Genomic DNA, 22,583 nt, shown 5'->3' with positions numbered 1-22,583 from the left:
TCTCTCTCGCGGCACCCTGGTCGGGGACGGAGAGCGTATCCACCCGGCACTGATCGTCGAGCCCTATTCGAAGGGGCGCGCGACGTCGGCATCCGCCCCGGGGAAGGCCCCTCAGCCGCGGGCGAGCGCCGCCTCGAACTCCTCGGCCGGGAGATGCGCACCACCGGTCGTCCAGATGACGTGGGTTGCGGCGGCGCGCGTCTCCGCCGGGATGGTCTGTGCAAAACGTCCCGCCGCCGCGAAGCCGGCCGCCGCGGAAGGCTCCAGGCGGATACCCGCCTCCGTCCAGAGGATCTTGAGCCAACGATACAACGCATCGTCGGGGACCGTGACCACGGCCCGGACAAGCTTCTCGAGGGTGCGAGCGACCAGCATGGACGCGGAGGCGACCGCCAGCCCGTCGGCGGCGGTGCGATTGTCGAGACCGACATCGTAGACGCTCACCGGCCGTTCGAGCCCCGCCGCGAGCTGAACCAGCATGCAGGGCGACGCCACGGGCTCGACGAAGACCGGATGCACGGAATCACCGAACAGCAGCTTCAGGCCGAAGGCGACACCACCCGGCGCGCCTCCGACGCCACAGGGCAGATGGACGAACAGGGGATGGGCCGGGCCAACCGGGATCCCGGCTGCAGCGAGCTGGCGCTCCAGGTCGAGGGCCGCGGCCGCATAGCCCAGGAACAGCTCGACCGAATCCTCGTCGTCGACAAAATGCGCGTCGCCGCGTCCGGAATAAGCGTTGCGCGCCGCCGCGACCGCCGCACCGTAATCGCCGCGATGCTCGACCACGCGGGCGCCGAGTTCCCGCAGGCGTTCCTTCTTCCAGGCCTTGGCATCGTGCGACATGTGAACTTCCACCGCGAAGCCGAGCGCCCGTCCCATCAGTCCGACGCTGAAGCCGAGATTGCCGGTGCTGCCGACCGCGATGATGTGGCGGCCAAACTGGTCGCGAAATTCCGGGTCCGCGAAGGCCGCATAGGATCGGCCCTCGGCGAGCAGTCCGGCCTGCGCGGCCAGCGCCTCGGCGTAGGCCAGGACCTCGTAGACGCCGCCGCGTGCCTTGATGCAGCCCGTCACCGGCAATGCATGGTCCGCCTTGACCAGCACACGGCCCCCCGCTCCACACAGGATGGTGTCGGACAAGCCGGCCGCCAGCGGGATCAGCGGCGAATCGATCCGGCCTGACACCTCCTGCGGGAAGAGGCGCGTCAGCAACGGTGCGAAGCGCTGCCAGCGTGCCACCGCACCGTCGACGTCGGCTTTGCCCAGCGCCAGATCCGGGAGGACGGACGCACTGTCGGCCACCGCCGGGTTGATCCAGATCGCCGGACAGGCCTGCATGACCGCGACGGGGATGCGGCCGACCCAGGGGCTGTTCTGCATCTCGACGATCCCTGCCATGGCGTTTTGGATCCCGCTCGCTTCGGGCCGGTCCGACCTGCGCGAGGGTCGGTGACGCGGCCGCATGTATCCGCCCGGACTGCTTATCAGAGCCACCTGCCGTTCGGCATGCCCATCGGGCGCATGGTGGGTCTGGCCGGCGATCCGTCCTTGCGCCCTCGTCGGGGCTGGCGCTGTCGCGGTGGCGGACATCCTGAGAAGGTCACCCAGACGCCGTCGCAGGGGGAGGCTTGTGTAATAGGGAGACGATCCCGACGGACGGGAACGCCACGCCGGCCCTCTGAACCGCGCCGTCGATGCCGTCGGCGATCGTTCCGGCCCCGCGACGCTCCCGACGGGACTGCCGCTCCCCTGAGCCGCGCGACGGTCACGCGATCCGTTTTCAGGTGTGCGGGAGCACTTCGGCCCGCAAAGCTTGAGCTTACATCGGGATCACACCGCGAAGACAGTCGCGGATCCGATGGAGACTTCCAATGACCCTCACTGCGCGTCTCACCCTTGCCGCCGCCGCCGCCGTCGCCACCATCGCGGTCCTGGCCGGAACCTACGTCGAAGTCCTCGATCGTGCCCTGCCGATGCACTTCGTCTGAGCATGCAGATGCGAACCGAATGAGCGCCGCATCCCGGGTCGACGCCGGGGAGCGGCGTCGTCCCGGGATGCGGCGGGAGGAGACCGATGCGCCAGATCCTGTGGTCCGTATTCGACGGCGCGCTTTGGGCTGCCGATACGCTCGATGACATCCTCGTCCAAGCCGCCCTGAGCTTCGGCGCAGTCGCCCCGTTCGTGGCTGAGCCTTCCGGCGATCCTCCCTTAACCACCGCCTCCGGCCCGGAGGGCTCCGCGGCCACATCGGACCGGGCATGACCGCAGATGTCTCGGACCGTCCATCGGTCGGCCCCGCTACGATCGCGGGCTGCCGGCGCGCGTACGCGCCGCCGCAATGAACGCCGGTTCGGCGCAAGAGGCGCCTTAGGACGAAGGCTTTGAGCCGCTCCTGATCGCGAGGCGATCGGGAACGGTTCTAGCGCTGCGGCGGGTTCGGTGCGGATTGATCGGTCTGCGGTTCCATCTTCGTGGCGTCGGGCTTCGTCGGTGTATTGTTCTGCGCCTGCTTGTCGTCGCAGGCCGCGAGGCCGATCAGCATGAATCCTACCAGCGAGAGACGACTGATCGACGGCATGGAATCTCCTTCTTGCAAATGCATGGAATGGGACCGACAGCGTTCGGCGTCAGTGCCTGCGGAAGGCTGGCCCGGAGCCTGCGTCGTTCGGACCGGTGCTCCCGCCGCGTTGCGTCGGCGACGTCCACCGCGGCCAAAGCGGGGGGCAGCACCCGCAACCGATGCAATCCGGGGGACGATCATCAGTTCCGAGTCGATCTCCCTCAGACGCCAGACGGTGCCGCCGGCAGCCCAGGTGGCGGGAAGGGCACCCTGACCGGCGAAGGCCAAGCCCGGCAGCCGGGACCTCACCCTTCAGCTTTCCGTCCAGTCTGGGCGGCGGATCGCGGCGTTGCCGTTCAGCGGCACGGAGATGTCGGAAGCGGATCACAACGCGACCCGTTTGCCCCCGGCCTCAGCGCCCTGTGTATCCCACCACCGCCGCAGCCGACTTCAGACGCGCGAAGGCGTCGGCGTAGCGCTCGCGCAGGAAGGCGGCATCGGGCGGTATCCGGGAGGGACGAAGATTGTCCTCCGTATCGGACATCTTGATCAGCAGTGCCGCGAGATCACCCGATGCGATCAGGGCCGCAATCCGTTCCGAATAGGCGATCCGGCTGGCGGGCTTCGTGAGAAGCGTGACCGTTCTGATAATATCCGCCTCGAAACCGGCCGCCTGAAGATCTGTCGTCGTGCGTGACGTGTCCTCCAGCACATCGTGCAGGAGCGCCGCCTGCATCACTCGCATTGGGTCAATGTCGAGTCCGTCGCTGAGTCGGGCGTGACCGGCTCGGGCCAAGGCCGCGTTCGCAACGCGCTCCAGGTGCCGCATGCAGGGCTCGCCACACTTGTCGAGCTGACCGGCATGCGCGGTAAGGGCGAAGGTATGGGCATCGAAGATCGTCGGCACGCTGCCCTCATGCGGCATCCACCGGACCGGATTGCCGTCGCTCCGGCTCCCAGCTCCGTGAAGTCCTCAACGCGCTGGGGTGTTCCCGACCGGCCCGCGTCAAAGAAGGCCGCGTCTTACCCGGGTCGTCGAAGCCGAGACGGTGCGGGTCCGGAAAATATCACGGATGCGCAGTCTTCGCGCGTCGGCCGAAAGTTATGACCGTTTGGACTATTGCCCAGCTCCTCGGAACTCGCCATCTCTTGTCTCTGTTCGGACAAGCGGCGAGTCGCACTTCAGGATTGAGCCCATGGCGTCCGTGACACTGGAGAAGCCGCTCGATGTCGGTGGGCCGCTCAGCCGGCGCGCCGCGGCCCTGGCCAACGTCCGATGGTTCCGTGCCCTGGCATGGCGGGCCCTTCGCGATGGAGGCCCGCGCGCCGAGTTGCGCGCCGCCAACGCACGGGCCGCCGCCCGGATCGTGCTGCGTCAGGCCAAACGCGACGCTTTGGTCGCCTGCTTGGCGCGTCAGGCTCTGGAAAGCCCCGGTGAACCGCTTCACCGAGCGCCTGAGCGCCCCTCCCAGGGCGACACCGTCGCACCGTCGCGATAGCCTGTCACTCCGCCTCGTGCGGTCGGGACAGACAGCACTGTCGTCGATCGTGTCATGGCGGCCCGGCGCTGCGTTATGCCTCGGCCGCCACGACGGGTCCCGCGATCGTTCCACCGCCAGACCCGAATGGTCGGCCGGGCGCTCTGCCCGGCCTCGTCTGAGATCTGGATCTCAGCGCTTGAACTTGCCGTCGTACTTGAATTCCGGCGCAGCCTTGAGCTGATCCTTGGAGGCTCCGATGACGGCCTTCCACTTCTTCGCGTCGGCGTCGTAGCCGATGGCGATCGAGCTCGGCGAAACCGCCACGTAGTGCTCGCCCATGCCGAGGAAGCCGCCCACCGAGACGATGTAGCCGACAAGCTTGTCATGATTGATGGCCAGATCCTTGATCTCGCCCACCGTGTTGTTCTGCGCGTCGGTGACGTTGAGACCGATCAGGTTGTAGCTGAGCACGGCGTCCTGCGGGACAGCCTCGAATTTCGGCGCCACCGTCGCGGGCGCCTCGTTGGCGGCGAAGGCGGGACCGGCGAGGGTGGCGGCGGCGAGGGCTGTAAGGACGAGGCGGCGCATGAATAACTCCAGTGTCCCGGTATGGGTGGCTGGAAATGGACGATGACGCCGCATCGTTCCGCCCCCGCACGGAAATGTTAATGCGCGGAACATGGAGCCCTCGCGAGGTGCCCGCGCGGTCCGCGGACACCTGGTCGTGAGTCGCCCGTCGAACCCCTTGCGCAACTGTACTGACGCGCGGCCGGGACAGAATGCCCGGCGGCGGCGGGATCGTTCCTGGCCCACCGGTGCCCGTCGCGGCAAGCGAAGGCCGACGTGAGTTTGCGGGAGACATGCATGGCAGACGCCTCGCTCGATCGGGCGCGGAGGTCGGCACCGGGCGCCTGGATGGATGGTCTCGTCGGGATCACCATCTTCAGCGCCTCGCTGGTCGCGACCCGGCTCGCCCTGACCGGCATGGACGCCCTGTTCCTCAGTGCGGCACGGGCGGCGCTCGCCGGCCTCGCCGGTGCGGCGGCCCTTCTGGCCCTGCGCCAAGCGCGCCCGCGCCGGGCCGACGTTCCGGCGCTCGCCATCGTGGCCGCGGGGGTCGTGGTCGGGTTTCCGCTGCTTACCGCCCTGGCCTTGCAGACCGTCGGTGCCGCGCATGGAACGGTGTTCCTCGGCCTGCTGCCCCTGGTCACCGCGCTTTTCGGTGCGCTGCGCTCGGGCGAACGGCCATCGCCCGTCTTCTGGTTGTTTTCGCTCACCGGTGCGCTCGTCACGGTCGCCTTCGCCGCGCGCGGCCTCGATGGACCGCCCGGTCCCGGGGATGGTTTCATGCTCGCGGCGATCGTGCTCTGCGGGCTCGGCTACGCCGAAGGCGGCGTCCTGGCGCGCCGGCTCGGCGGATGGCAGGTGATCGCCTGGGCTACGGTCCTGTCTCTGCCGGTGAGCGTGCCGCTGGCCCTGGCGCTCTGTCCGGCCGAGCCCGGCGCGATCCCGCTGCCGGCCTGGGCGGGCCTCGCCTACGTGGCGCTGTTCAGCATGCTGATCGGCTTCGTGTTCTGGTATCGGGCCCTGGCGCGCGGCGGCATCGCGGCGGTCGGCCAGCTCCAGTTGCTGCAGCCATTCCTGGGCCTCGGCGTCGCCGCGCTGGTCCTCGGCGAGCGGATCGAGCCCGCCATGATCGGCGCCGCTCTGGCCGTGGCCGCCTGCGTAGCCCTGGCCCGGCGCTTCGCCTGAAAGCCGATCCGGCGCTCTCAGCCCGACTTGGCCACGACCTCGATGTCGCGGTCGAGGCCGCTCTCGACCTTGAATTCCCGCGTGTAGACCTGCCCGTCATGGCGCGCGATCAGGACGTAATCACCCTCGGCGAGGGTCACCTGCGGGAACGCCCCGATGGCCTCGCGGATCGTGTCGCCGCCGGGGGTGAGAACCGAGAAGGCGGTGCCCGCGAAGGCCTCGGCCCCGGGAGCGGCCACGAGTTTCAGCGTGACGGTGGCGGCGCGGTGGTTGAGGGTCGCCTCCGTCACCTTGCCGTTCTCGACCCGGAGGTCTGCGCGCTGAATCGCGTTCGACTCCCCATAGGTCGAGACCACGTGATACGTGCCCTCGGGCAGGCGCAGCAATTCGCCGGTCTTGATCCCGGAGCGGACGAGGCGGCCCTCGGAATTGGTCCCCACCGGCACGAAGACCGAGAACATCACTTGGCCGGGCGGGATCTTCTGGTCACCCACGGCGCCCGCAAGCTTCAGTGCGCCGGCTGCCACCCGCAGCGTATCGGTGGTCGGCTGGCCACCCATCACGAGCCGCTTCGAGGCGCTGGCGAAACCGTAGGTCACGGTCGCCACATAGGTGCCCGGGGCGAGGTTGAAATGCGGCTCCGCCTCGTTGGAACGGGCGACGATCGCGGGGCGGGTGCCGTCGCCCCGGTCCTCGTAGATGCGCCATGCCAGTCCCTGGCGCAGGGGTGTGCCCGGCCCGGACAGAAGCGCCGACAGGGACAGCTGCGCCTCCGGCTCGGCCGCCGGCAGGGATGGCGGCAGGTTCGGCGTGGTGATCGACGGCGAGGGGAGGGCGCCGCCGAGCCGGTTCTGGAACGGGTCCTGCTGGGCGGATGCGGGCAGCAGGCCGGCAGCGAGAATCGCCAGCGCCGTCGCGGCAAGCCTCATGCGCATCGGTCGGCCTCTCTCAACCCTTCGCCCCAGCTCGGACGCCGGATCGTCCGGGCCTGCCTGTGCCTCCGGACCATGGCGGTGGCAAGGCCGCACTTCCACCGGAGGCCCGCGCATGCCACATCCCCCACGGGACGCGATACCGGGACGGAGCGCATGACCGCCACCCTCGATCTCCTGAAGACCCGACGTTCGGTGCCGCCGCCGCTGCTGGACGAGCCGGGCCCGGATCGCGCGCAGCTGGAAGCGATCCTGACCGCGGCCTCCCGCGTGCCCGACCACGGCAAGCTCGCGCCCTGGCGCTTCATCGTGATCGGCGGGGAGGCGCGGTCGCGGGCGGGCGAGATCATTGCGTCGACCTTCGCGGCGGACAATCCGGACGCCTCGCCGGAGCGGCTCGCGCAGGAGCGGGCGCGCCTGACCCACGCGCCGGTGGTCGTCGCGGTGGTCTCGCGAGCCGGGCCGCATGTGAAGATCCCGGAATGGGAGCAGGTGCTCTCCGCCGGTGCCGCCACCATGAACCTCGTGATCGCGGCGAATGCCGCCGGCTTCGCGACCTCCTGGCTGACGGAATGGTTCGCCTACGACCGTCGCGTCCTCGACGCACTGGGCTTGGCGCCGGCCGAGAAACTGGCGGGCTTCGTCCATATCGGCCGGGCGCGCGAGGTGCCCTCCGACCGGCCGCGGCCGGCGCTCGACGACATCGTCACCTACCTCTGAAGGGACCGGCCGTGCATTACGATCTCGCGCTGCCTCGGGAGGCGCGCGCCCTCCCGCACAATCCGCTGAAGGCGATCGTCGCGCCCCGGCCGATCGGCTGGATCAGCGCCATGAACCGTGCGGGCGCGGTGAACCTCGCGCCCTACTCGTTCTTCAACGCCGTGGCCGACAACATGGTCGCGTTCTCCTCCACGGGCCGCAAGGACGCGATGACCTTCGCCGAGGAGGGGCAGGAATTCGTCTGCAGTCTCGCGACCTGGGATCTGCGCGACGGGATGAACGATTCCTCGGCGCCGCTGCCGCGCGGAACGAGCGAGTTCGCCTTCGCCAAGCTGGAGACCGCGCCCTCGCACAAGGTTCGCCCACCGCGGGTGGCCGCCTCGCCGGCGGCGTTGGAATGCCGCTGGTTGCAGACCGTGCCGCTGGTCCCCCTCGAGGGCGGCGAGGCCGAGAATTTCCTGGTGATCGGCCAAGTCGTGTCGATCTATATCGATCCACGCTACGTGGTCGACGGCATGGTCAATACGGCGGCGATGCATCCGATCATGCGTGGCGGATACTTCGACTACTTCCACGTCACGGCCGACACCCGGTTCCAGATGCGCCGGCCGAAGGGCGCCGGGGAGTTCACCGGGTCCTGAAACAGGATCGGGACGCGCACCGTCGATTGAGGACTTGTTTACCATAGTGGGCGCAGGTTCGGACGGTCCCCACTCCCGTGCGCGCCCGGATGTTCCTGTTCACCACGCCGTCGAGCCCACCGGAGAGCCCGCCGCCCCAGGCGCGGTCCCTGCCGGCCGCGCCCGCCTCGGGGCCGGTCGTCCAGGCGATCCGTGACGGCGCGACGGCGAGCGGCGTCGGCTTCGACTATCTCCTCGCCACGGCGCGGCGTGAATCGGCCCTCGATCCCGCCGCCAAGGCGGGGACCTCCTCCGCCACCGGGCTGTTCCAGTTCATCGAGCAGACCTGGCTCGGCGTGATGAAGAATGCCGGGCCGCGGCTCGGTCTGCAGGCCCAGGCCGAAGCCATCACCCGACAGTCGGACGGGACCTATACGGTCCCCGACGCGAGCCAGCGGCAGGCGATCCTCGACCTGCGCCGCGATCCCAAGATCTCCGCCACGCTGGCCGGCGCCCTGACCCAGCAGAATGCGGACGCCCTGACGAGCGCCCTCGGCCGGGAGCCGACCGCGGGCGACCTCTATGCGGCGCATGTGCTGGGCGCGAAGGGTGCCGCGGCCCTGATCTCGACGGCCCGCGCCTTCCCGGAGCGCGCCGCCGCCCTCGACCTGCCGGAGGCGGCCGCCGCGAACCGGGCTCTGTTCTACGACCGCGCCGGACGGCCGCGCAGCGCTGCCGAACTGTATGCCAGCCTCTCGGCGGCCGCACAGGGCGCGGCCGCCACCGACCTGACCGGCCTGCGCCAGGATAATCCCGCCGCGCCGCAGGCCGTGTCGGCCTATGCCAGTGCAGCGACCGCGTTCGGCGGGAGCTCGGATCTGCGCAGCCTGTTCCAGACGGACCAGCGCGGTGCGGCGTCGGATGCCGCGGCGCGGCTCTGGCAGTCCCGCAACACCGCCGCGCCGACGCAGCACCCGGCGCCGACCTACTTCCCGCGCTCCGATTCGGAGCCGCCGTCGCGCGTCGCCGACGCGGAGCCTGCCGTCACGGGCGCACTTCCCGAGCCGGCGGCGACGCCCGCGGGCGCACCTCTTCTCAATCCGCCGCTGCCGCCCCGCCGACCCGCGGACCTTGCGGTCGCAGTGCCCATGCCCGGCGACAGGACCAGCCTGTTCGCCCCCCGGAGCGGTCGATGATCATCCGCGACTTCCTGGCCTGGACGCAGAATGCTTCGGCCGGAGGCCGGGCCGAGGCGACCGCGTCTCTGGCGCGGGCCTATCTGTACGGGGATCTCAACGCCGACGAGGCCTGGGAGGCCAAGACGGCGCTGCTCGCGCTCTTGGACGATCCATCGCCGCTCGTACGCCGGGCGCTCGCCGAGACCTGCGCGGCCTCGGCACGGGCCCCGCGTCCCCTCGTCGTCGCCCTCTCCTGCGATGTCCCGGAGGTGGCGCGGCTGGTCCTGGCCCGATCTCCGGTCCTCACCGATGCCGATCTCGTGGATGCCGCGGCCCTCGGCGATGAGGCGACCCGCGCGGTGATCGCCGCCCGGCACCACCTGTCGCACGCGGTCTCGGGCGCCCTGGCCGAGATCGGCGAGACGGACACGCTGGTCGTTCTGGCGGCCAATCCGACGGCGAAGATCACGGCCGGCCGGTTGCTGCGCATGATCGAGCGGCGGGGAGACGAGGCGTCCCTGCGCGAGGCGCTGCTTGCCCGGGCCGACCTGCCGCCCGAGGTGCGCCATGCCCTCGGGATCGCGGTGGCACAGGCCCTCTCCGGGTTCGTCACGGACCGTGGCTGGCTCAGCGCCGAGCGTTGCGGCCGGATGAGCCGCGAGGCCGGCGAGCGCGTGGCCCTCGAGGCCTGCGAAGGACGGGGTGCGGCTGCGGTGTCGCGCCTCGTGACCCATCTGCGCACGACCCGGCAGCTGACGGCAGGGCTCGTTCTCCGAGCCGTGCTCTCCGGCCGGATCGACTTCGCCCTCGCCGCCCTGGCCGACCTCTCGGGTCAGGATCATGCCGCGATCGTCCGGGCCATGCGCGACCCGCGCCAGTTCGCGGACCTGCATGCCAGAGCGGGTCTGCCCGACCCGCTCCTGCCGGCGATGCAGGCGGCGCTCTCCGCCTGGCAGGACCTCGCCGGCCGGGCGCTCCCCGCCCGGGGAACCGGTCTGTCGCGGCGGATCATCGAATGCGCCATCGAGGCCTGCGGCGATCTCTCGGATCCGCACATGCATCCGATCATCACCCTGCTGACCCGCTACGAGGCCGAGGCCGCCCGGGACGAGGCCCGCGAGGCGGCCCGCGCAATCGCCGCACAGGCGCTCGCCCGGGAAACGGCCCGCCGTGAGACCGAAGCCGCCGACGCCGCGTGGCGTGCTGCCTTGGAAAGCCAGCGCCGGACCGCCTTCGTGGCCGAGGCCGGTCCTGACGAAACCGTCATCGTCACAGCCGTTGCCAACGTGCCGGCTATGGCCGAGCCGCTCAATCCCGTTGGGGCGATCCTCGACGCGTTGCCGGAGCAGATCCTGGCTTGGTACCGCACCGAGGAACTGGACCCGGCCACGCAGGCCGCGACCGATCGGGTGCTCGACGGCCTCGGTGACAGCCTCCTCGACCATTTCCGCGCCAGCCAGGGTCGCGCCGAGCGGGATTCGGAGGAGGCGACCAGCGATCAGGCCGCGCGCATCGCCGCCTGATCGGACGACAGCGCCCGGCCTGGCCGTCGCCGCCTCGTCCTGGGCGAGCGCAGCGGCGGGCGGCACCGCCGCGCCTGGATCGCTCCGCACGGGAAGAGCTTCAGGACACGGCCGTGTCCGACGCAGCCGGAGCCGCGCCCGGATCGGTGGGCGGCCGGGATCGCCGGCTTCCGGGGCCGGTCAGGCACGCGTCCGCGGTCAGGGCACGATCTCGGGCGGCATTCCGCCCGGGATGCCCAGCGGCTCGTTGGCCGGCGGCACGTCGTCCGGCTCCGAGTCGGGGATGCCCAGGGGCTCCGGCAGCGGGGTTTGCTGCGGCTCCGGTGTCCGCGCGGGAGATGGCGGCGGGAAGCCGGTGTCAGGATCGCCAGGGTTGCCCGGGTTCGCCATCGGCGCACCTCCCGTCAGTGGCTCATCAGGCTGCAGACCGACGCGTCGGCCAGGAGGTCACGGGTCACGCCGCCGAAGAACCATTCTCTCAGACGGCTGTAGCCGTAGGCCCCGGTCACGATCAGGTCCGCATCGGCCTCGACCGCTGCCCTCTGCAGTTCCTCGGCCGCCGTCCAGCCCGATGCCACGACTCGGCGCGGCACCGCATTCACGTCGTGGAGGGCCAAGTACCGGGCGACATCCTCGATCTCTGACGCGTCCTCGCCATCGTTGACCCGCACCACCTGGACCGTCTCCGCACGCCTGAGCAACGGCATCGCGTCCCATACGGCCCTGCGGGTCTGCGGAGAGCTCTTCCACCCGACGACGATGCGCTTCGCCTCCATTCGCTCGACGCCGGGCGGTACGACCAGAACCGGACGGCCCAGCTCCATCAGAACGTCCCCGAGGTCGACCGCAGCCCCGAGGGACACTCCCTCGTTCTGCGCGTAGCGACCGACGACGACGAGGTCTGCGGCCCGCGCCTGCTGCTCCAGAAAGCGGACGGGATGGTCGAGATCCGAGCGCCACTCGACGCGGTCGCTGCGGCAGGCGGCCTCCCGGAAGATCTGTTCGAAGCCTGCGAGTCTCGTAAGGGCGGCTTGGCGGATGTCCTCGATGGCCGAGCCCATGGGCACGGCGGTCTCGCCATAGCCCCGCGGATAATCCGGCACGCATGCGGCCACGCCGACGAGGCGCGTGCCCAGGTGATGCGCGAGGTCCGCAGCGAGTCGTATGCGTTGCGCGGCGTGCAGCCCGTCATCGACCGCGACCATGAGGCTAGCGTACGACATGCGGATATCCTGCGACCGGGAACGGAATACCCACCCACAATGCGGTCGCGGTTTCCGCAGAGCCTTGATCCATCTCAAGACCCGGACGACCCAGCATCTTGCGCTGGATCAAGGCGACCATGCGCCTTCTGGGCCACCTGTCGTGGCTCGCTGTCGGCACGGGAAGGGGCGCCATGGGCTACGCGAATATCCTCGTCGCCCTCGACCTCAGCGAGGACGCTCCGGACCGGGTCAGCCTCGCCGCCGGATTGGCGCGGCGTTTCGAAGCGATCCTCACGGGTGCGGCTGCCCAGACGGTGCCTGTTCCCATCCTGGTGCGGGACCTCTGCGAGGCGGCCGACGACGTTGAGCAGAATGCGACCCGGGTCCGCGGGATCCTGCAACGGGCGCGCGACGTGTTCGAACACAGCGCCGGCTGCGAGCTGCGCACGATCTGGCACGCGGGCTTCGCCGATCCGCTGACGCATCTCGTCGAACAGGCGAGCACCGCCGACCTCGTGGTCGTGAGCCGGCAGGGGCCGGATGATCCGGACCCGGGTCCGCTCGGCGTGTCGCCGGGGCCCGTCCTGATGCAGGCCGGCCGGCCCGTCCTCATCGTGCCGCCGCGGATCGTCCATCTGAAGGCCGCCCGCATCGTCCTCGCCTGGAAGGACGGTCCTGAAGCGCGCCGGGCGATGTCGGCGGCGCTGCCCTTCTTCCGCGCGGCGGATCAGGTGCTCGTGGCGACCCGCGGCGAGGACGTGCGCGTCGGGAACGCCGAGGATCTGGCGGTTCACCTCGCCCGGCACGGCGTGAGCGCCACCGCCCACCACCTCCACGCCGCCGGCTCGGATGCCGACGCGATCATGCGGTTCGCCCTGGAGCAGGACGCCGACTTGGTCGTCATGGGGGCCTATGGCCATTCCCGCTTGCGGGAATGGATCTTCGGCGGCGTCACGCGCGATGTCCTCGACCGCGCACCCATCTGCAGCCTGATGTGTCACTGATGCATTGGCGGCTGCTCTCCGTCGGTGTCGCCCTCGGCCTGGATCTGCTCTGCACCGGAGCGATCGGGGCGGAGGAATCCTCGGCGCCGCAGGGGCGGAAGTTTGCGCATGCGCATTGCGCAGGCTGCCACGCCATCGGCCTCCGGGGCGCGAGCCCGATGCGGGCGGCCCCGACCTTCAGGTTGTTGGCCGAGCGCTTTCCCGTCGACGACCTCGCCGACGTCCTGATCGAGGGCGTCGAGCGGCGGCATCCGGCGATGCCGGACTTCCGGCTCGAACCGGATGATGCCGCCGACCTCACGGCTTACCTCAAGACGCTGAAACCGTGACGGCCGGTCGACGAATGCACGACCGTGCATCCCGGCCACTGCAGTGCGGATCGGATCGCGGCCGGGTTCAGAAGGCGTAATAGTCGGTGCAATGCGCCGGCGGAAGGAGACCGGCGTAGCCCCAGATGCAATCGTCGTAGTGCCTCCAGCGCTGGAATCCGTCTGCCGTGCCCATCACCGGAACAGGGGCGCCCGTGTCGAATCGGCCGCCGGCCAGGGTCCGGCTTCGCACGCCGCCTTGGGAGGCCGCGCGATCGCGGTAGACCGACGCCCGGTCCCTGAAGCGGGGCGATCGTCGCACGGGGCCGCACATGCAGGTCGATGTCCGACGCGCCTCGACATGCGCGAAGGGCAGGGCGCCGCTTCCGGGCCGCGAGAGCGCCGCGGTTGATCCGACCAAGACGGCGATGACGAGGACAGAGCGGAACATGACGCCTTCTTCCGGTCACCGGATGACGGCGCGGATCATAGACCCACACCCCGACCGCGTGTTTGACGCGTGTCAACGGACCCTCATCCGGCGAAGGTCTCGCTGCGTGCGCGATCCGTGGACGCGCCGCCTCGGCAAGCCAAGCTCGTCGGTTCACACTCGAACAAAGCATTTTCCCCAGTCGATCGCTGCATAGGCACATCCGATGCGGCGTTCCCGTCTTGATGAAGATCAAGCCGCGGCGGCGGGACACGGCTTATCTGAGTTGCGGATGCGGGTTGGAGCCAGGTCATTTCGCCGGCATCCCGGAGTCCTTCGTGGAGAACGTCGCGCGCCTGCCGAGCGAGCGGTTCGATCCGGTCGCGCAGCCCACCGGAGCCGCTGTCCTGGACATGGTCCGGTCGCTCCTGCTCGAACTGCACCCGGAGCGGGGCGCGACGATCGCGGTCGACCTCGACAGCGACCTCGAACGGGAGTTCGGCCTCGACAGCCTGGGGCGCGCGGAGCTGATCCTGAGGCTGTCGCGCAGCTTCCGGGTGTCGCTGCCGGAGCGGCTGATCGGCGAGGCAGCGACGCCGGCCGCGTTGCTGGCCGCGATCCAGGCTGCGGGTGCCGCGCGCGAGCCCTCGGCGGCATCCCCGCCACCAACCGCGCTGCCGACGGCGGCCGAGCCGCACCGGGCCACCACGTGGGCGGACGTGCTCGATTTCCACGTCCGCAATCACCCGGACCGCCCCCATCTTCGATTGCAACAGGAGGACGGGACCGAGACCGTTCTGACCTACGCGGCGCTCGACCGGCGTTCGCGTCAGGTCGCGGCCGGCCTCCTGAAGCTCGATCTCGCCTTCGGCGACCGGGTCGCCCTCATGCTGCCCACCGGGCCCGACTTCTTCCCGGCCTTCCTCGGCACGATCCTGGCGGGTGGGGTCCCGGTCCCGCTCTACCCGCCGTTCCGGCGCGCCCAGATTCAGGATCACCTGCAGCGTCAAGTCGGTATCCTGGCGAACGCTGCGCCGCAGATCCTGATCACCGATGCGGCGATCAAACCCTTCGCTTGGCTGCTGCGCGACGGCGTCGAGAGTTTGCGGGTCCTGACGACCACCGCGGATCTCGTGACGGAAGACGCTCTGGCGGCGGCCGTCCCGGCCACGGGGGCGGACCTTGCGCTGATCCAATACACCTCCGGCAGCACAGGCGATCCGAAGGGCGTGATGCTGACCCACGCCAACCTGCTCGCCAATGTCCGCGCCATGGGCGAAGCGGTGGCGGCCTCGTCGGCTGACGTTGTCGTGAGCTGGCTCCCTCTCTACCACGATATGGGATTGATCGGCTGCTGGCTGGGCAGCCTCTATTACGGTGCGCCGGCGGCGATCCTTTCACCCCTGGCCTTCCTGGCCGATCCGGGGCGCTGGCTCAGGACAATCCATCGCCAGCGCGGCACGATCTCGGCCGCCCCGAACTTCGCCTACGAGCTGTGTCTCAAGACACTGCGGGACGAGGATCTCGCGGGGCTCGATCTCAGCTCGCTGCGCGTCCTGACCAACGGGGCCGAACCGGTCAGCCCGGACACCCTGGCCCGGTTCACCCAGCGCTTCGCGGCCTTCGGCCTCCGGCCGTCGGCCGTCACACCCGTCTACGGGCTCGCCGAATGCGCGGTCGGCCTCACCTTTCCGCCCCTCGGCCGGGGCCCGCGCATCGACTGGATCGACCGCGCAACGCTGTCGCGGAGCGGCGAGGCCCTGCCGGCCGAGCCGGGCGCTCCGGGGGCCGTCGCCTTCGCGGCCTGCGGGCATCCGTTACGCGGCCATCAGATCCGGATCGTGGACGAGGCCGGGCGCGAGGTGCCGGAGCGCCGGGAGGGGCGGCTGCAGTTCAACGGTCCCTCCGCGACGACCGGTTACTTCCGGCGACCGGAGATCACCCGCGCCCTGTTCGACGGAGCTTGGCTCGAGAGCGGCGACCTCGCCTATTTGGCGAGCGGCGACGTCTTCGTGACGGGGCGTACCAAGGACATCATCATCCGGGCCGGTCGGAAGATCCATCCGCACGAGCTGGAAGAGGTGGCGGGTGCGGTCGACGGCGTCCGAAAGGGCTGTGTCGCGGCCTTCGCGAGCCCCGACCCGAGAACCGGGACGGAGCGGCTGATCCTCGCCGCCGAGACGCGCCTGACCGATGCCGCGGCCCTGGCGGAGCTGCGCCGCACCCTGGCCCGGGAAGCGACGGGCGTGATCGAGCAGCCGCCCGACGTGATCGTCCTGTGTCCGCCCCGCACACTGCCGAAGACATCGAGCGGGAAGATCCGTCGCGCGGCGACGCGGTCGCTCTACGCAGCAGGCGAACTCGGCCGCCCGGAAGCCGCCCTGCGGACGCAGCTGGTCCGGCTCGCCGTCGCGGGGGCCGCGGCGCGGCTGCGCCGTATCGGGCGGCTCTGGTCGGAGGCAGCCTACGCGGCGTCCTGGTGGGGCGTCCTCGTCGTCATCGGTGCCATCCTATGGCCGCTGGTGCTCGTCCTGCCGAAGCGCGCTTGGCGCTTCGGCGCCCTCCGGACGGGCCTGCGTGTCTTCTTCCGGGTCACGCGGACGCCGTTGACCGTATCGGGCGAGCCCGTCAGCCGCGGCGCCGTCATCGTCGCCAACCATGCGAGCTATCTCGACGGCGCCGTGCTGGCGGCCGTGCTGCCCGGGGCGCCGGTCTTCCTCGCCAAGCAGGAGCTGGCCCGTCAGCGCATCGCCGGGCCGTTCCTGCGGCGGCTGGGAACCGCCTTCGTCCACCGGGGTACCGTGGCGGGCATCGCCGACGCGGCGGCGATCGTCGGGCGCATCCGCGATGGCGAGCAGGTGGTCGCGTTCCCGGAGGGCACCTTTTCCCGGACCCCGGGCCTCCTCGGCTTCCACCCCGGTGCGTTTCTGGATGCCTGCCGCGCGGGTGCCCCGATCGTGCCGGTCGCGATCACGGGCACGCGGTCGGCGCTGCGGGCCGATCAGTGGTTCCCCCGGCGGAGCGTGATCCACGTCCATATCGGAGCGCCGATCGCCCCGGACGGCGGGGATTTCCACGCCGCGATCCGCCTGCGCAATCGGGCGCGCGCGGCAATTCTCGCCCGCTGCAACGAGCCGGACCTCTCCCGGGAAGCGGTGCCGCCGCCCGTCGAGCCGGCTCCGGAATGATCATGTCGGGCCGCTCCCAGACACGGATCTGCGCACAGCCGCCCGCGGACGCCTTGACGGGCACGATCCCCAGCCTTCTGCGAGCCCAGGCAACCCGCCGCCCGACGGCGGTGGCCTACGTGGCGCACGATCCTGCCGAGGGACGTTTTTCTGCGATCACATGGGCCGAGATGGCCGAGCGGGTCGCCGAACGGACGGCCGCCCTGGCCAGCGAGTCGCTCGAACCGGGCGCACGGGTCGCGCTCTGGCTGTCGAACGGGATCGAGTGGGTGGCCTTCGATCATGCGGCGCTCTCGCTCGGCCTCGTGGTGGTGCCGCTGTTTCCCGATGACGCCCCCGCCAACGCCGTCGACATCCTGGCGGATTCCGGCGCCCGCATCGTCGTCGTCCGCACGGCGGCGCAATGGGAGAGCCTCGGGGATCGCGCCCAGCTGCGCACCGGAGTTCAGCGCGTGATCGCGCTCGAGGAGCCGCGAGGAACCCGACCTTCCGATCCGCGCCTGCAGAGCCTGCGGTTCTGGCTCGCAGGGGCGCGTGGATCCGTGCTGACTCCTGCCGGGCGCGACCCCGATGCCCTCGCGACGATCGTCTACACGTCGGGGACGACCGGTCGCCCGAAGGGCGTGATGCTCTCGCACCGCAATCTGCTGGCGGTCGCGCAGGCTGTTCTCGACCGCAACCCCGGCTCGGATCGGGACGTGTTCCTGTCCTATCTGCCCCTCGCCCACATCTTCGAGCGTGTGGTCGGGTGCTATCTGCCGCTGATCCTCGGAGCGCCCGTCGTGTTCGCACGATCGGTGGCGCATCTCCAGGAGGATCTCCTGTTCGCACGCCCGACCATCCTGCTGGTGGTCCCGAGCGTGCTGGAACGTCTGCGCCACAGCGTGACGGAACGGGCGGAGCGGACGCCGCCGACGCGCTGGCTGCTGCGCGCAGCCCTGGCCCGAGGCTGGGCGCTCTTCGCGGCCCGGCGGGACGGACGGCGGCTCGGCCTTGCCCGGACCGCCATCGGCCTGCTGCTGCGCAGCATCGTGGGGCGCCCCATCCGCCGCGCGTTCGGCGGTCGTTTGCGGCTCGCGGTCTCTGGAGGCGCCGTGCTTCCGGAGGATACTGCCCGGTTCTGCCTCAGCCTCGGCCTGCCCCTGGTCGAGGGATACGGCCTGACCGAGGCGGCCTCGGCGGTCACGGGATTCCGGCTCGGCGCCACGCGCCCCGGCCGGGTCGGCCCCGCACTCCCCGGAATCGAGATCCGCCTCGCGGCATCGGGGGAAATCCTCGTGCGCTCGCCAGGCGTGATGCTCGGGTACTGGCGCCGTCCGAACCTCACGGGCGAGGTCCTGCGTGACGGATGGCTGTATACGGGCGATCTCGGCACGCTGCGGGACGGCGATCTGTGCATCACCGGCCGGCTGAAGCAGATGATGGTCCTGTCGACCGGCGAGAAGATCTCGCCCGAGGCCGTGGAGGCCGCGATCTTGCGCGATCCCCTGTTCCGTCAGGCCATGGTCCTGGGCGAGGGCGAGGCGCGGCTGTCGGTCCTGGCGGTGGTCGATGCGGCGATGTGGACGCAGCTTGCGCAGGATCTGGGTCTCGATCCCGCGGCGGAGGACGCCCTCGATGACGCGCGCGCCCGACGGGCCGCTTTGGATCGGATCGCCGCGGCGCTGCATGACGGACCCCGCGCTGCCCTGGTCCGGGCAGTGCGTCTGCTGCGGACGCCCTGGACTGTCGAGGACGGCCTTCTGACCCCCACGCTGAAGCTGCGCCGCGCCGTCCTCCTTGACCGGTTCGCCGGAACGGTGGCGGCCCTGCGCGGCGAGCCTGAACCGCCGCGCGCCTGAACAAGTCTGGGTTCGCCGACACGGTCCACCCCTGATGCGGCTCCGGTCCGCCGCTCAGTACTTGTCCGTCAGAACCGCCTCGATCCCGTATTGCACCAGACGATCGCGCGATCTGACGCCCGATCGGATGCGGTGGGCAACTTCGTAGGCGATATGATTCTCGACAAGATATCGCGGAATCATGGGAAACTCGGACAAGAATCCGGTCAATGCGTCGAGTGCCTCTCTGTGGGCTTCGACAGCGAGTCGAATATCCGATGGCGACATCGCGATCCTCCTCCTGGCGTGAGAGTTTGATGCCGGAGACGGGTGCGGCAGCGTTGATCTTGATCAATGTGTGCCGCGGTCGACTGCTTCACCGCTTCGACAGACGAAGAGCGCCGCCAGCGCCACGATGGACAGGCTCTCGGTGTCGCGCGAACCGGAATGCTGAAGACGATGGCAACGTTGAAAAAGGCCCGCGGAATTGATCAGCCCGAACGCCGGGCCACGGCGATCGCGAATGCCAACTGGTTCCGGGCCCGTGCCTGCCAGGCGCTCCGCGAGGGCCATCCGGACAGCAGGCTGCGCGCCGGCCGAGCCCGGGTGGCCGCACGGCTCGTGCTCGAGCGAGCGCGACGCGAGGGCCTTCTGATGGATCAGGCGGCCGGCGCCGCCTGACCGGGAGCCGCGCGGCGCGCGCCGCCTCAGGAGGAACGCCATGACCGACAAGGACCTGCGCCGGGCGGTGCTCGACGAACTCGACTTCGACCCGAGCCTGGACGCCGGGGATATCGGCGTCGCCGTCTCCGAAGGGGTGGTGACGCTCACCGGCCATGTCGGCAGCTACGCCGAGAAGGTGGAGGCGGAGCGCGCCGTGCGCCGCGTCCGGGGCGTGCGCGCCATCGCGCAGGAGATCGCGGTCCGCTACGCCGACGCGAAGAAGGTGGCCGACGACCAGATCGCCGCCCGGGCGCTCGCGATTATCGACTGGTCGGTGCATCTCCCGAAGGACGCCATCCAGGTCACTGTGAGCGGCGGCTGGATCACCCTGACGGGCGCCGTGCCCTGGCGCTACCAGTCGAGATCCGCCGAGGCCGTCGTGCGGCAGCTCTCAGGGGTGCTTGGCGTCACCAACCGGATCGCGATCGAACCGCGCGTTCCACCTGGGGCGGTCAAGGACAAGATCCTGGAGGCGTTTCGGCGGAGCGCGCTGTTCGAGGCCGACGCGATCAAGGTCACCGTCTCGGGCGACCGGGTCATTCTGGAAGGTGCCGTGACGGCCTGGGCCGAGCGCGATGCGGCCGAGCGCGCCGCATGGTCGGTGCCGGGCGTGCGCGCCGTCGAGGACCGCATCGTAGCCATGGCCTGAGCGGACAAGATGGGATGCACCGCGGCGCGGATTCGAGATCGATCCTCGATCCCGGAGTTGAGCGTGCGCGGCACCGATCCGTCTGGCGGACGGAAAGACATGAAGTGTTCGGGGGGGGGGTGCCTGTCCCGTCGCGTGACAGATCGCGAGCCGCTGAGGCGCGGTGCCCGGTGTCCGATCAAGGATCGCGCCGGCCTTCGATTCGACTGGCGAAGGCCGGCGCAGGGAGGAACATCCCGGGTCGTCCGGCCAAGTCACGTTCGGCGCATCGCGATGGCGCGCCGCGCGCAAAGATCGCCGTCGCGAAAAGAGACAGCAAATATAGTTCTTCAGCAAAGTTATCGATTGATTCCCGGCGAGCGGTTCGTGCTCTCACTCCGCCGGGGCCGGGGGAGAGATGCCGGTCACTTGGACGGAGGGCTCCTCACTCAGCCAGCGATACAGAATCCCGCCGAGAACCCCACCGAAGATCGGGGCGACCCAGAACAGCCAGAGCTGGGTCAGGGCCCATCCGCCGACGAAGACCGCCGGTCCGGTGCTGCGCGCCGGGTTCACCGAGAGGTTCGTGACCGGGATGCCGACGAGGTGGACGAGGGTCAGGCACAGCCCGATGGCCAGCGGCGCAAAGCCGACCGGAGCCTTGCCGTGCGTCGCGCCCATGATGACGAAGACGAACATCATGGTGAGCACGACCTCGGTCAGGAGGCAGGCGGTCAGCGCGTATTGACCCGGGGAATGCGCGCCATAGCCGTTGGCGGCGAAGCCCTTCTCGACGGAGAAGTCCGGCGCGCCGCTGGCGATGGCGTAGAGCACAGCCGCGGCGACGAGGCCGCCGACGACCTGGGCGATGACGTAGGCGGGGATGTCGTGGGCCGGAAACCGGCCTCCGGCCGCGAGTCCGCAGGTCACCGCCGGATTGAGGTGGCAGCCCGAGATGTGCCCGATGGCATAGGCCATGGTGACGACAGTCAGGCCGAAGGCGAGCGCGACGCCGAGGAGGCCGATTCCGACCTGCGGAAACGCGGCCGCGATGACGGCGCTCCCGCAGCCCGCGAAGGTGAGCCAGAACGTGCCAATGGCCTCGGCCGCGCACTTGCGGATATCCATGGAACCTCCTGCGGTCAGGCGAGGCGACATTTCCGTGGCCCGCCCGACCGAGCGGATCGGATTATCCAGGGCCGGACCGCATCCTGCCGCGAAGGGAGGGGCCCCGATTTGAGCTAGATCAATTTCGCATCGCGGGTCTGGTCGCCGGCACCGGTCTCTTCGACGCGGCGCCTCGGTCGATCCGCCAGTTTCTCCCGTGCTGCGCAGGGCATGCCGAGCCGTCGATCGACGCCCGGGCCGTCGAGAACGGGGACCCGCGCCTTTGATTTGAATCAACGCCGTTCCGATCGAACGGGCGATTCAATCGGAGGTGATCGGACGGAATGGGGACAGCCTCCTCATCCACGGGTCCGACGGGAGGTGTCGTATGGGCGGAACGGTCACCTTTGGAACGCTGCAGACCGGAGCGGGGCGTGCCCGCGGATGGCTCCTCGCGGTCGGCAGCCTGCTGCTGATCCTCGGAATCGTGGGCCTCTTCATGGTGGTCAGCCTCACGATCGTCAGCACGCTCTGGTACGGCGTCCTCCTGATCGCGGCCGGGATCGCCGAGATCGCCGAGGCGCTCGCCAAGCCGTCGGAGGTCGAAGCGTGGCGATCCCGCGTCGTTCGGTTCTTCGCGGGCCTGCTCTACCTCGTCGGCGGTCTTTGGGCCGTCTTCCGTCCCCTCGAAGCGTCGCTCGCCCTCACGCTCGTCCTCGGGCTCACCCTGATCGCCTCCGGCGTGGCGCGCGCGCTCTGGGCCATCGTCCACACGACGCAGCTGTCGCGCGCCACGGTGATCCTGTTCGCCCTGCTCTCGATGCTCCTGGGCGCCGCCATCATCGCGCAATGGCCCTATTCGGGCCTGTGGGCGATCGGCCTCTTCGTGTCCTGCGACCTGATCGCCGCGGGACTGTCATGGGCGTGGATCGGCCTCTTCGGCCCGCCGCCGGTCGCGCCGGCGCTCGCGTCGCCCGGAAGCGGGTCGGCGACCCGTTGAGCCGCTGGGGTGAGCGCCGATCTCCGTCGGCGAGGACGGGATCGGGTGGCAGAGCCAGGGACATCAGACCACGAGCCGGAGGATGGCAATGGAACCGATGCATCGTCGTGCCGTGCTGGGCAGTTTCTCGTCCGCCGCCCTGGCGGCTGCGGGCCTGCTCATGGTGCCGGGTGCCGTCTACGCCGCGCCCCTGAGAATCGAGCCCCTCGACGATCCGAGCGGCGGCCCTGTCGAGAAAGCACAGGCCGTCGTCGTCGTCCCGCGGCGGCGCCGCCGCAGGGTCTGCTGGTGGCGACGCGGACGCCGGGTCTGCGCTTGGCGCTGACCGGTGCGCCGATGACCGGATCCGGCCGCCGCCGCCCGGCGACCCGGTCGTCCCACGGCAAGCCACCGCGTCCGG

The 22,583-nt window shown here is 70.2% G+C and carries 25 protein-coding genes; 15 read left to right on the top strand and 10 right to left on the bottom strand.

The window, feature by feature from the left end:
• Positions 1-111 precede the first annotated feature (111 nt).
• On the bottom strand, positions 112-1,401 hold the full coding sequence (locus ABC766_RS09540) for a D-serine ammonia-lyase (RefSeq protein ID WP_043382156.1): 1,290 nt from the start codon (positions 1,399-1,401) through the stop codon (positions 112-114).
• Positions 1,402-2,077: 676 nt separating this feature from the next.
• On the opposite strand from ABC766_RS09540, the gene ABC766_RS09535 reads away from it, so the two are divergent.
• A complete protein-coding gene (locus ABC766_RS09535; RefSeq protein ID WP_043382154.1) occupies positions 2,078-2,266 on the top strand; it encodes a hypothetical protein in 189 nt (62 codons plus the stop codon).
• A 157-nt stretch (positions 2,267-2,423) separates the two neighbouring features.
• Here the strand turns inward: ABC766_RS09535 and ABC766_RS09530 are convergent, their stop codons facing one another.
• Entirely contained in the window at positions 2,424-2,582 is a 159-nt protein-coding gene (locus tag ABC766_RS09530) for a hypothetical protein (RefSeq protein ID WP_345821996.1), read from the bottom strand.
• Between the two features lie 394 nt (positions 2,583-2,976).
• Entirely contained in the window at positions 2,977-3,471 is a 495-nt protein-coding gene (locus ABC766_RS09525) for an HD domain-containing protein (RefSeq protein ID WP_043382283.1), read from the bottom strand.
• Between the two features lie 289 nt (positions 3,472-3,760).
• On the opposite strand from ABC766_RS09525, the gene ABC766_RS09520 reads away from it, so the two are divergent.
• Entirely contained in the window at positions 3,761-4,063 is a 303-nt protein-coding gene (locus ABC766_RS09520; RefSeq protein WP_345821995.1) for a hypothetical protein, read from the top strand.
• 171 nt (positions 4,064-4,234) lie between these two features.
• Here ABC766_RS09520 and ABC766_RS09515 read toward each other — a convergent pair whose 3' ends face one another.
• Positions 4,235-4,633, bottom strand: coding sequence for a PRC-barrel domain-containing protein (locus tag ABC766_RS09515; RefSeq protein ID WP_043382150.1), 399 nt, complete (start codon positions 4,631-4,633; stop codon positions 4,235-4,237).
• Between the two features lie 276 nt (positions 4,634-4,909).
• Between ABC766_RS09515 and ABC766_RS09510 the strand changes: the two genes are divergently transcribed.
• Complete coding sequence (locus tag ABC766_RS09510) at positions 4,910-5,797, top strand: DMT family transporter (RefSeq protein WP_075381572.1); 888 nt, start codon at positions 4,910-4,912, stop codon at positions 5,795-5,797.
• 17 nt (positions 5,798-5,814) lie between these two features.
• Here ABC766_RS09510 and ABC766_RS09505 read toward each other — a convergent pair whose 3' ends face one another.
• A complete protein-coding gene (locus ABC766_RS09505; RefSeq protein ID WP_043755151.1) occupies positions 5,815-6,732 on the bottom strand; it encodes a hypothetical protein in 918 nt (305 codons plus the stop codon).
• A gap of 153 nt (positions 6,733-6,885) precedes the next feature.
• On the opposite strand from ABC766_RS09505, the gene ABC766_RS09500 reads away from it, so the two are divergent.
• The 4 genes from ABC766_RS09500 to ABC766_RS09485 all read left to right on the top strand — a co-directional run bounded on the left by ABC766_RS09500 (position 6,886) and on the right by ABC766_RS09485 (position 10,770).
• The gene (locus tag ABC766_RS09500) at positions 6,886-7,449 is read left to right on the top strand and encodes a nitroreductase family protein (protein WP_179697928.1); all 564 of its coding nucleotides are present in this window, start codon (positions 6,886-6,888) and stop codon (positions 7,447-7,449) included.
• An 11-nt stretch (positions 7,450-7,460) separates the two neighbouring features.
• On the top strand, positions 7,461-8,090 hold the full coding sequence (locus tag ABC766_RS09495; RefSeq protein WP_345821994.1) for a flavin reductase family protein: 630 nt from the start codon (positions 7,461-7,463) through the stop codon (positions 8,088-8,090).
• Between the two features lie 89 nt (positions 8,091-8,179).
• Positions 8,180-9,265: a lytic transglycosylase domain-containing protein gene (locus tag ABC766_RS09490; RefSeq protein ID WP_345822711.1), complete on the top strand. Its 1,086-nt coding sequence runs from the start codon at positions 8,180-8,182 to the stop codon at positions 9,263-9,265.
• The gene (locus ABC766_RS09485) at positions 9,262-10,770 is read left to right on the top strand and encodes a DUF2336 domain-containing protein (protein ID WP_345821993.1); all 1,509 of its coding nucleotides are present in this window, start codon (positions 9,262-9,264) and stop codon (positions 10,768-10,770) included. Before ABC766_RS09490 ends, ABC766_RS09485 begins: the two co-directional genes overlap by 4 nt.
• A gap of 198 nt (positions 10,771-10,968) precedes the next feature.
• Here ABC766_RS09485 and ABC766_RS09480 read toward each other — a convergent pair whose 3' ends face one another.
• Both ABC766_RS09480 and ABC766_RS09475 read right to left on the bottom strand, forming a co-directional pair.
• Positions 10,969-11,160: a hypothetical protein gene (locus tag ABC766_RS09480; RefSeq protein WP_043382136.1), complete on the bottom strand. Its 192-nt coding sequence runs from the start codon at positions 11,158-11,160 to the stop codon at positions 10,969-10,971.
• A gap of 14 nt (positions 11,161-11,174) precedes the next feature.
• Positions 11,175-11,993 carry a universal stress protein gene (locus tag ABC766_RS09475; protein ID WP_342140963.1) on the bottom strand — a complete coding sequence of 273 codons (819 nt, stop codon included), beginning with the start codon at positions 11,991-11,993 and terminating at the stop codon, positions 11,175-11,177.
• 173 nt (positions 11,994-12,166) lie between these two features.
• Between ABC766_RS09475 and ABC766_RS09470 the strand changes: the two genes are divergently transcribed.
• Both ABC766_RS09470 and ABC766_RS09465 read left to right on the top strand, forming a co-directional pair.
• The gene (locus tag ABC766_RS09470) at positions 12,167-12,979 is read left to right on the top strand and encodes a universal stress protein (RefSeq protein WP_342140971.1); all 813 of its coding nucleotides are present in this window, start codon (positions 12,167-12,169) and stop codon (positions 12,977-12,979) included.
• Positions 12,979-13,308 carry a cytochrome c gene (locus tag ABC766_RS09465; RefSeq protein ID WP_342140962.1) on the top strand — a complete coding sequence of 110 codons (330 nt, stop codon included), beginning with the start codon at positions 12,979-12,981 and terminating at the stop codon, positions 13,306-13,308. Before ABC766_RS09470 ends, ABC766_RS09465 begins: the two co-directional genes overlap by 1 nt.
• Positions 13,309-13,375: 67 nt before the next feature.
• Here ABC766_RS09465 and ABC766_RS09460 read toward each other — a convergent pair whose 3' ends face one another.
• The gene (locus ABC766_RS09460; RefSeq protein ID WP_342140961.1) at positions 13,376-13,738 is read right to left on the bottom strand and encodes a hypothetical protein; all 363 of its coding nucleotides are present in this window, start codon (positions 13,736-13,738) and stop codon (positions 13,376-13,378) included.
• 278 nt (positions 13,739-14,016) lie between these two features.
• Here ABC766_RS09460 and ABC766_RS09455 point away from each other — a divergent pair, with 278 nt between their 5' ends.
• Positions 14,017-16,905, top strand: coding sequence for an AMP-binding protein (locus tag ABC766_RS09455; RefSeq protein WP_345821991.1), 2,889 nt, complete (start codon positions 14,017-14,019; stop codon positions 16,903-16,905).
• 2 nt (positions 16,906-16,907) lie between these two features.
• Positions 16,908-18,746 carry an AMP-dependent synthetase/ligase gene (locus ABC766_RS09450; RefSeq protein ID WP_345821990.1) on the top strand — a complete coding sequence of 613 codons (1,839 nt, stop codon included), beginning with the start codon at positions 16,908-16,910 and terminating at the stop codon, positions 18,744-18,746.
• A gap of 54 nt (positions 18,747-18,800) precedes the next feature.
• Here the strand turns inward: ABC766_RS09450 and ABC766_RS09445 are convergent, their stop codons facing one another.
• Positions 18,801-19,013, bottom strand: coding sequence for a hypothetical protein (locus ABC766_RS09445; RefSeq protein WP_345821989.1), 213 nt, complete (start codon positions 19,011-19,013; stop codon positions 18,801-18,803).
• A 159-nt stretch (positions 19,014-19,172) separates the two neighbouring features.
• Here ABC766_RS09445 and ABC766_RS09440 point away from each other — a divergent pair, with 159 nt between their 5' ends.
• Positions 19,173-19,406 carry a hypothetical protein gene (locus ABC766_RS09440; protein ID WP_345821988.1) on the top strand — a complete coding sequence of 78 codons (234 nt, stop codon included), beginning with the start codon at positions 19,173-19,175 and terminating at the stop codon, positions 19,404-19,406.
• A 40-nt stretch (positions 19,407-19,446) separates the two neighbouring features.
• A complete protein-coding gene (locus ABC766_RS09435) occupies positions 19,447-20,097 on the top strand; it encodes a BON domain-containing protein (RefSeq protein WP_274925996.1) in 651 nt (216 codons plus the stop codon).
• A 372-nt stretch (positions 20,098-20,469) separates the two neighbouring features.
• Here the strand turns inward: ABC766_RS09435 and aqpZ are convergent, their stop codons facing one another.
• Entirely contained in the window at positions 20,470-21,204 is a 735-nt protein-coding gene (gene aqpZ / locus ABC766_RS09430; RefSeq protein WP_345821984.1) for an aquaporin Z, read from the bottom strand.
• Positions 21,205-21,571: 367 nt separating this feature from the next.
• Here aqpZ and ABC766_RS09425 point away from each other — a divergent pair, with 367 nt between their 5' ends.
• Both ABC766_RS09425 and ABC766_RS09420 read left to right on the top strand, forming a co-directional pair.
• Positions 21,572-22,183, top strand: a complete 612-nt coding sequence (locus ABC766_RS09425; protein WP_043350331.1) for an HdeD family acid-resistance protein — start codon at positions 21,572-21,574, stop codon at positions 22,181-22,183.
• A gap of 82 nt (positions 22,184-22,265) precedes the next feature.
• Complete coding sequence (locus ABC766_RS09420; protein WP_043350334.1) at positions 22,266-22,508, top strand: hypothetical protein; 243 nt, start codon at positions 22,266-22,268, stop codon at positions 22,506-22,508.
• The last annotated feature ends 75 nt before the right edge of the window (positions 22,509-22,583 follow it).

It is taken from the genome of Methylobacterium fujisawaense (genome assembly GCF_039619325.1).
In the GTDB taxonomy this organism is placed as follows: domain Bacteria; phylum Pseudomonadota; class Alphaproteobacteria; order Rhizobiales; family Beijerinckiaceae; genus Methylobacterium; species Methylobacterium fujisawaense.
This window is presented reverse-complemented; position numbering and strand designations above follow the sequence as displayed.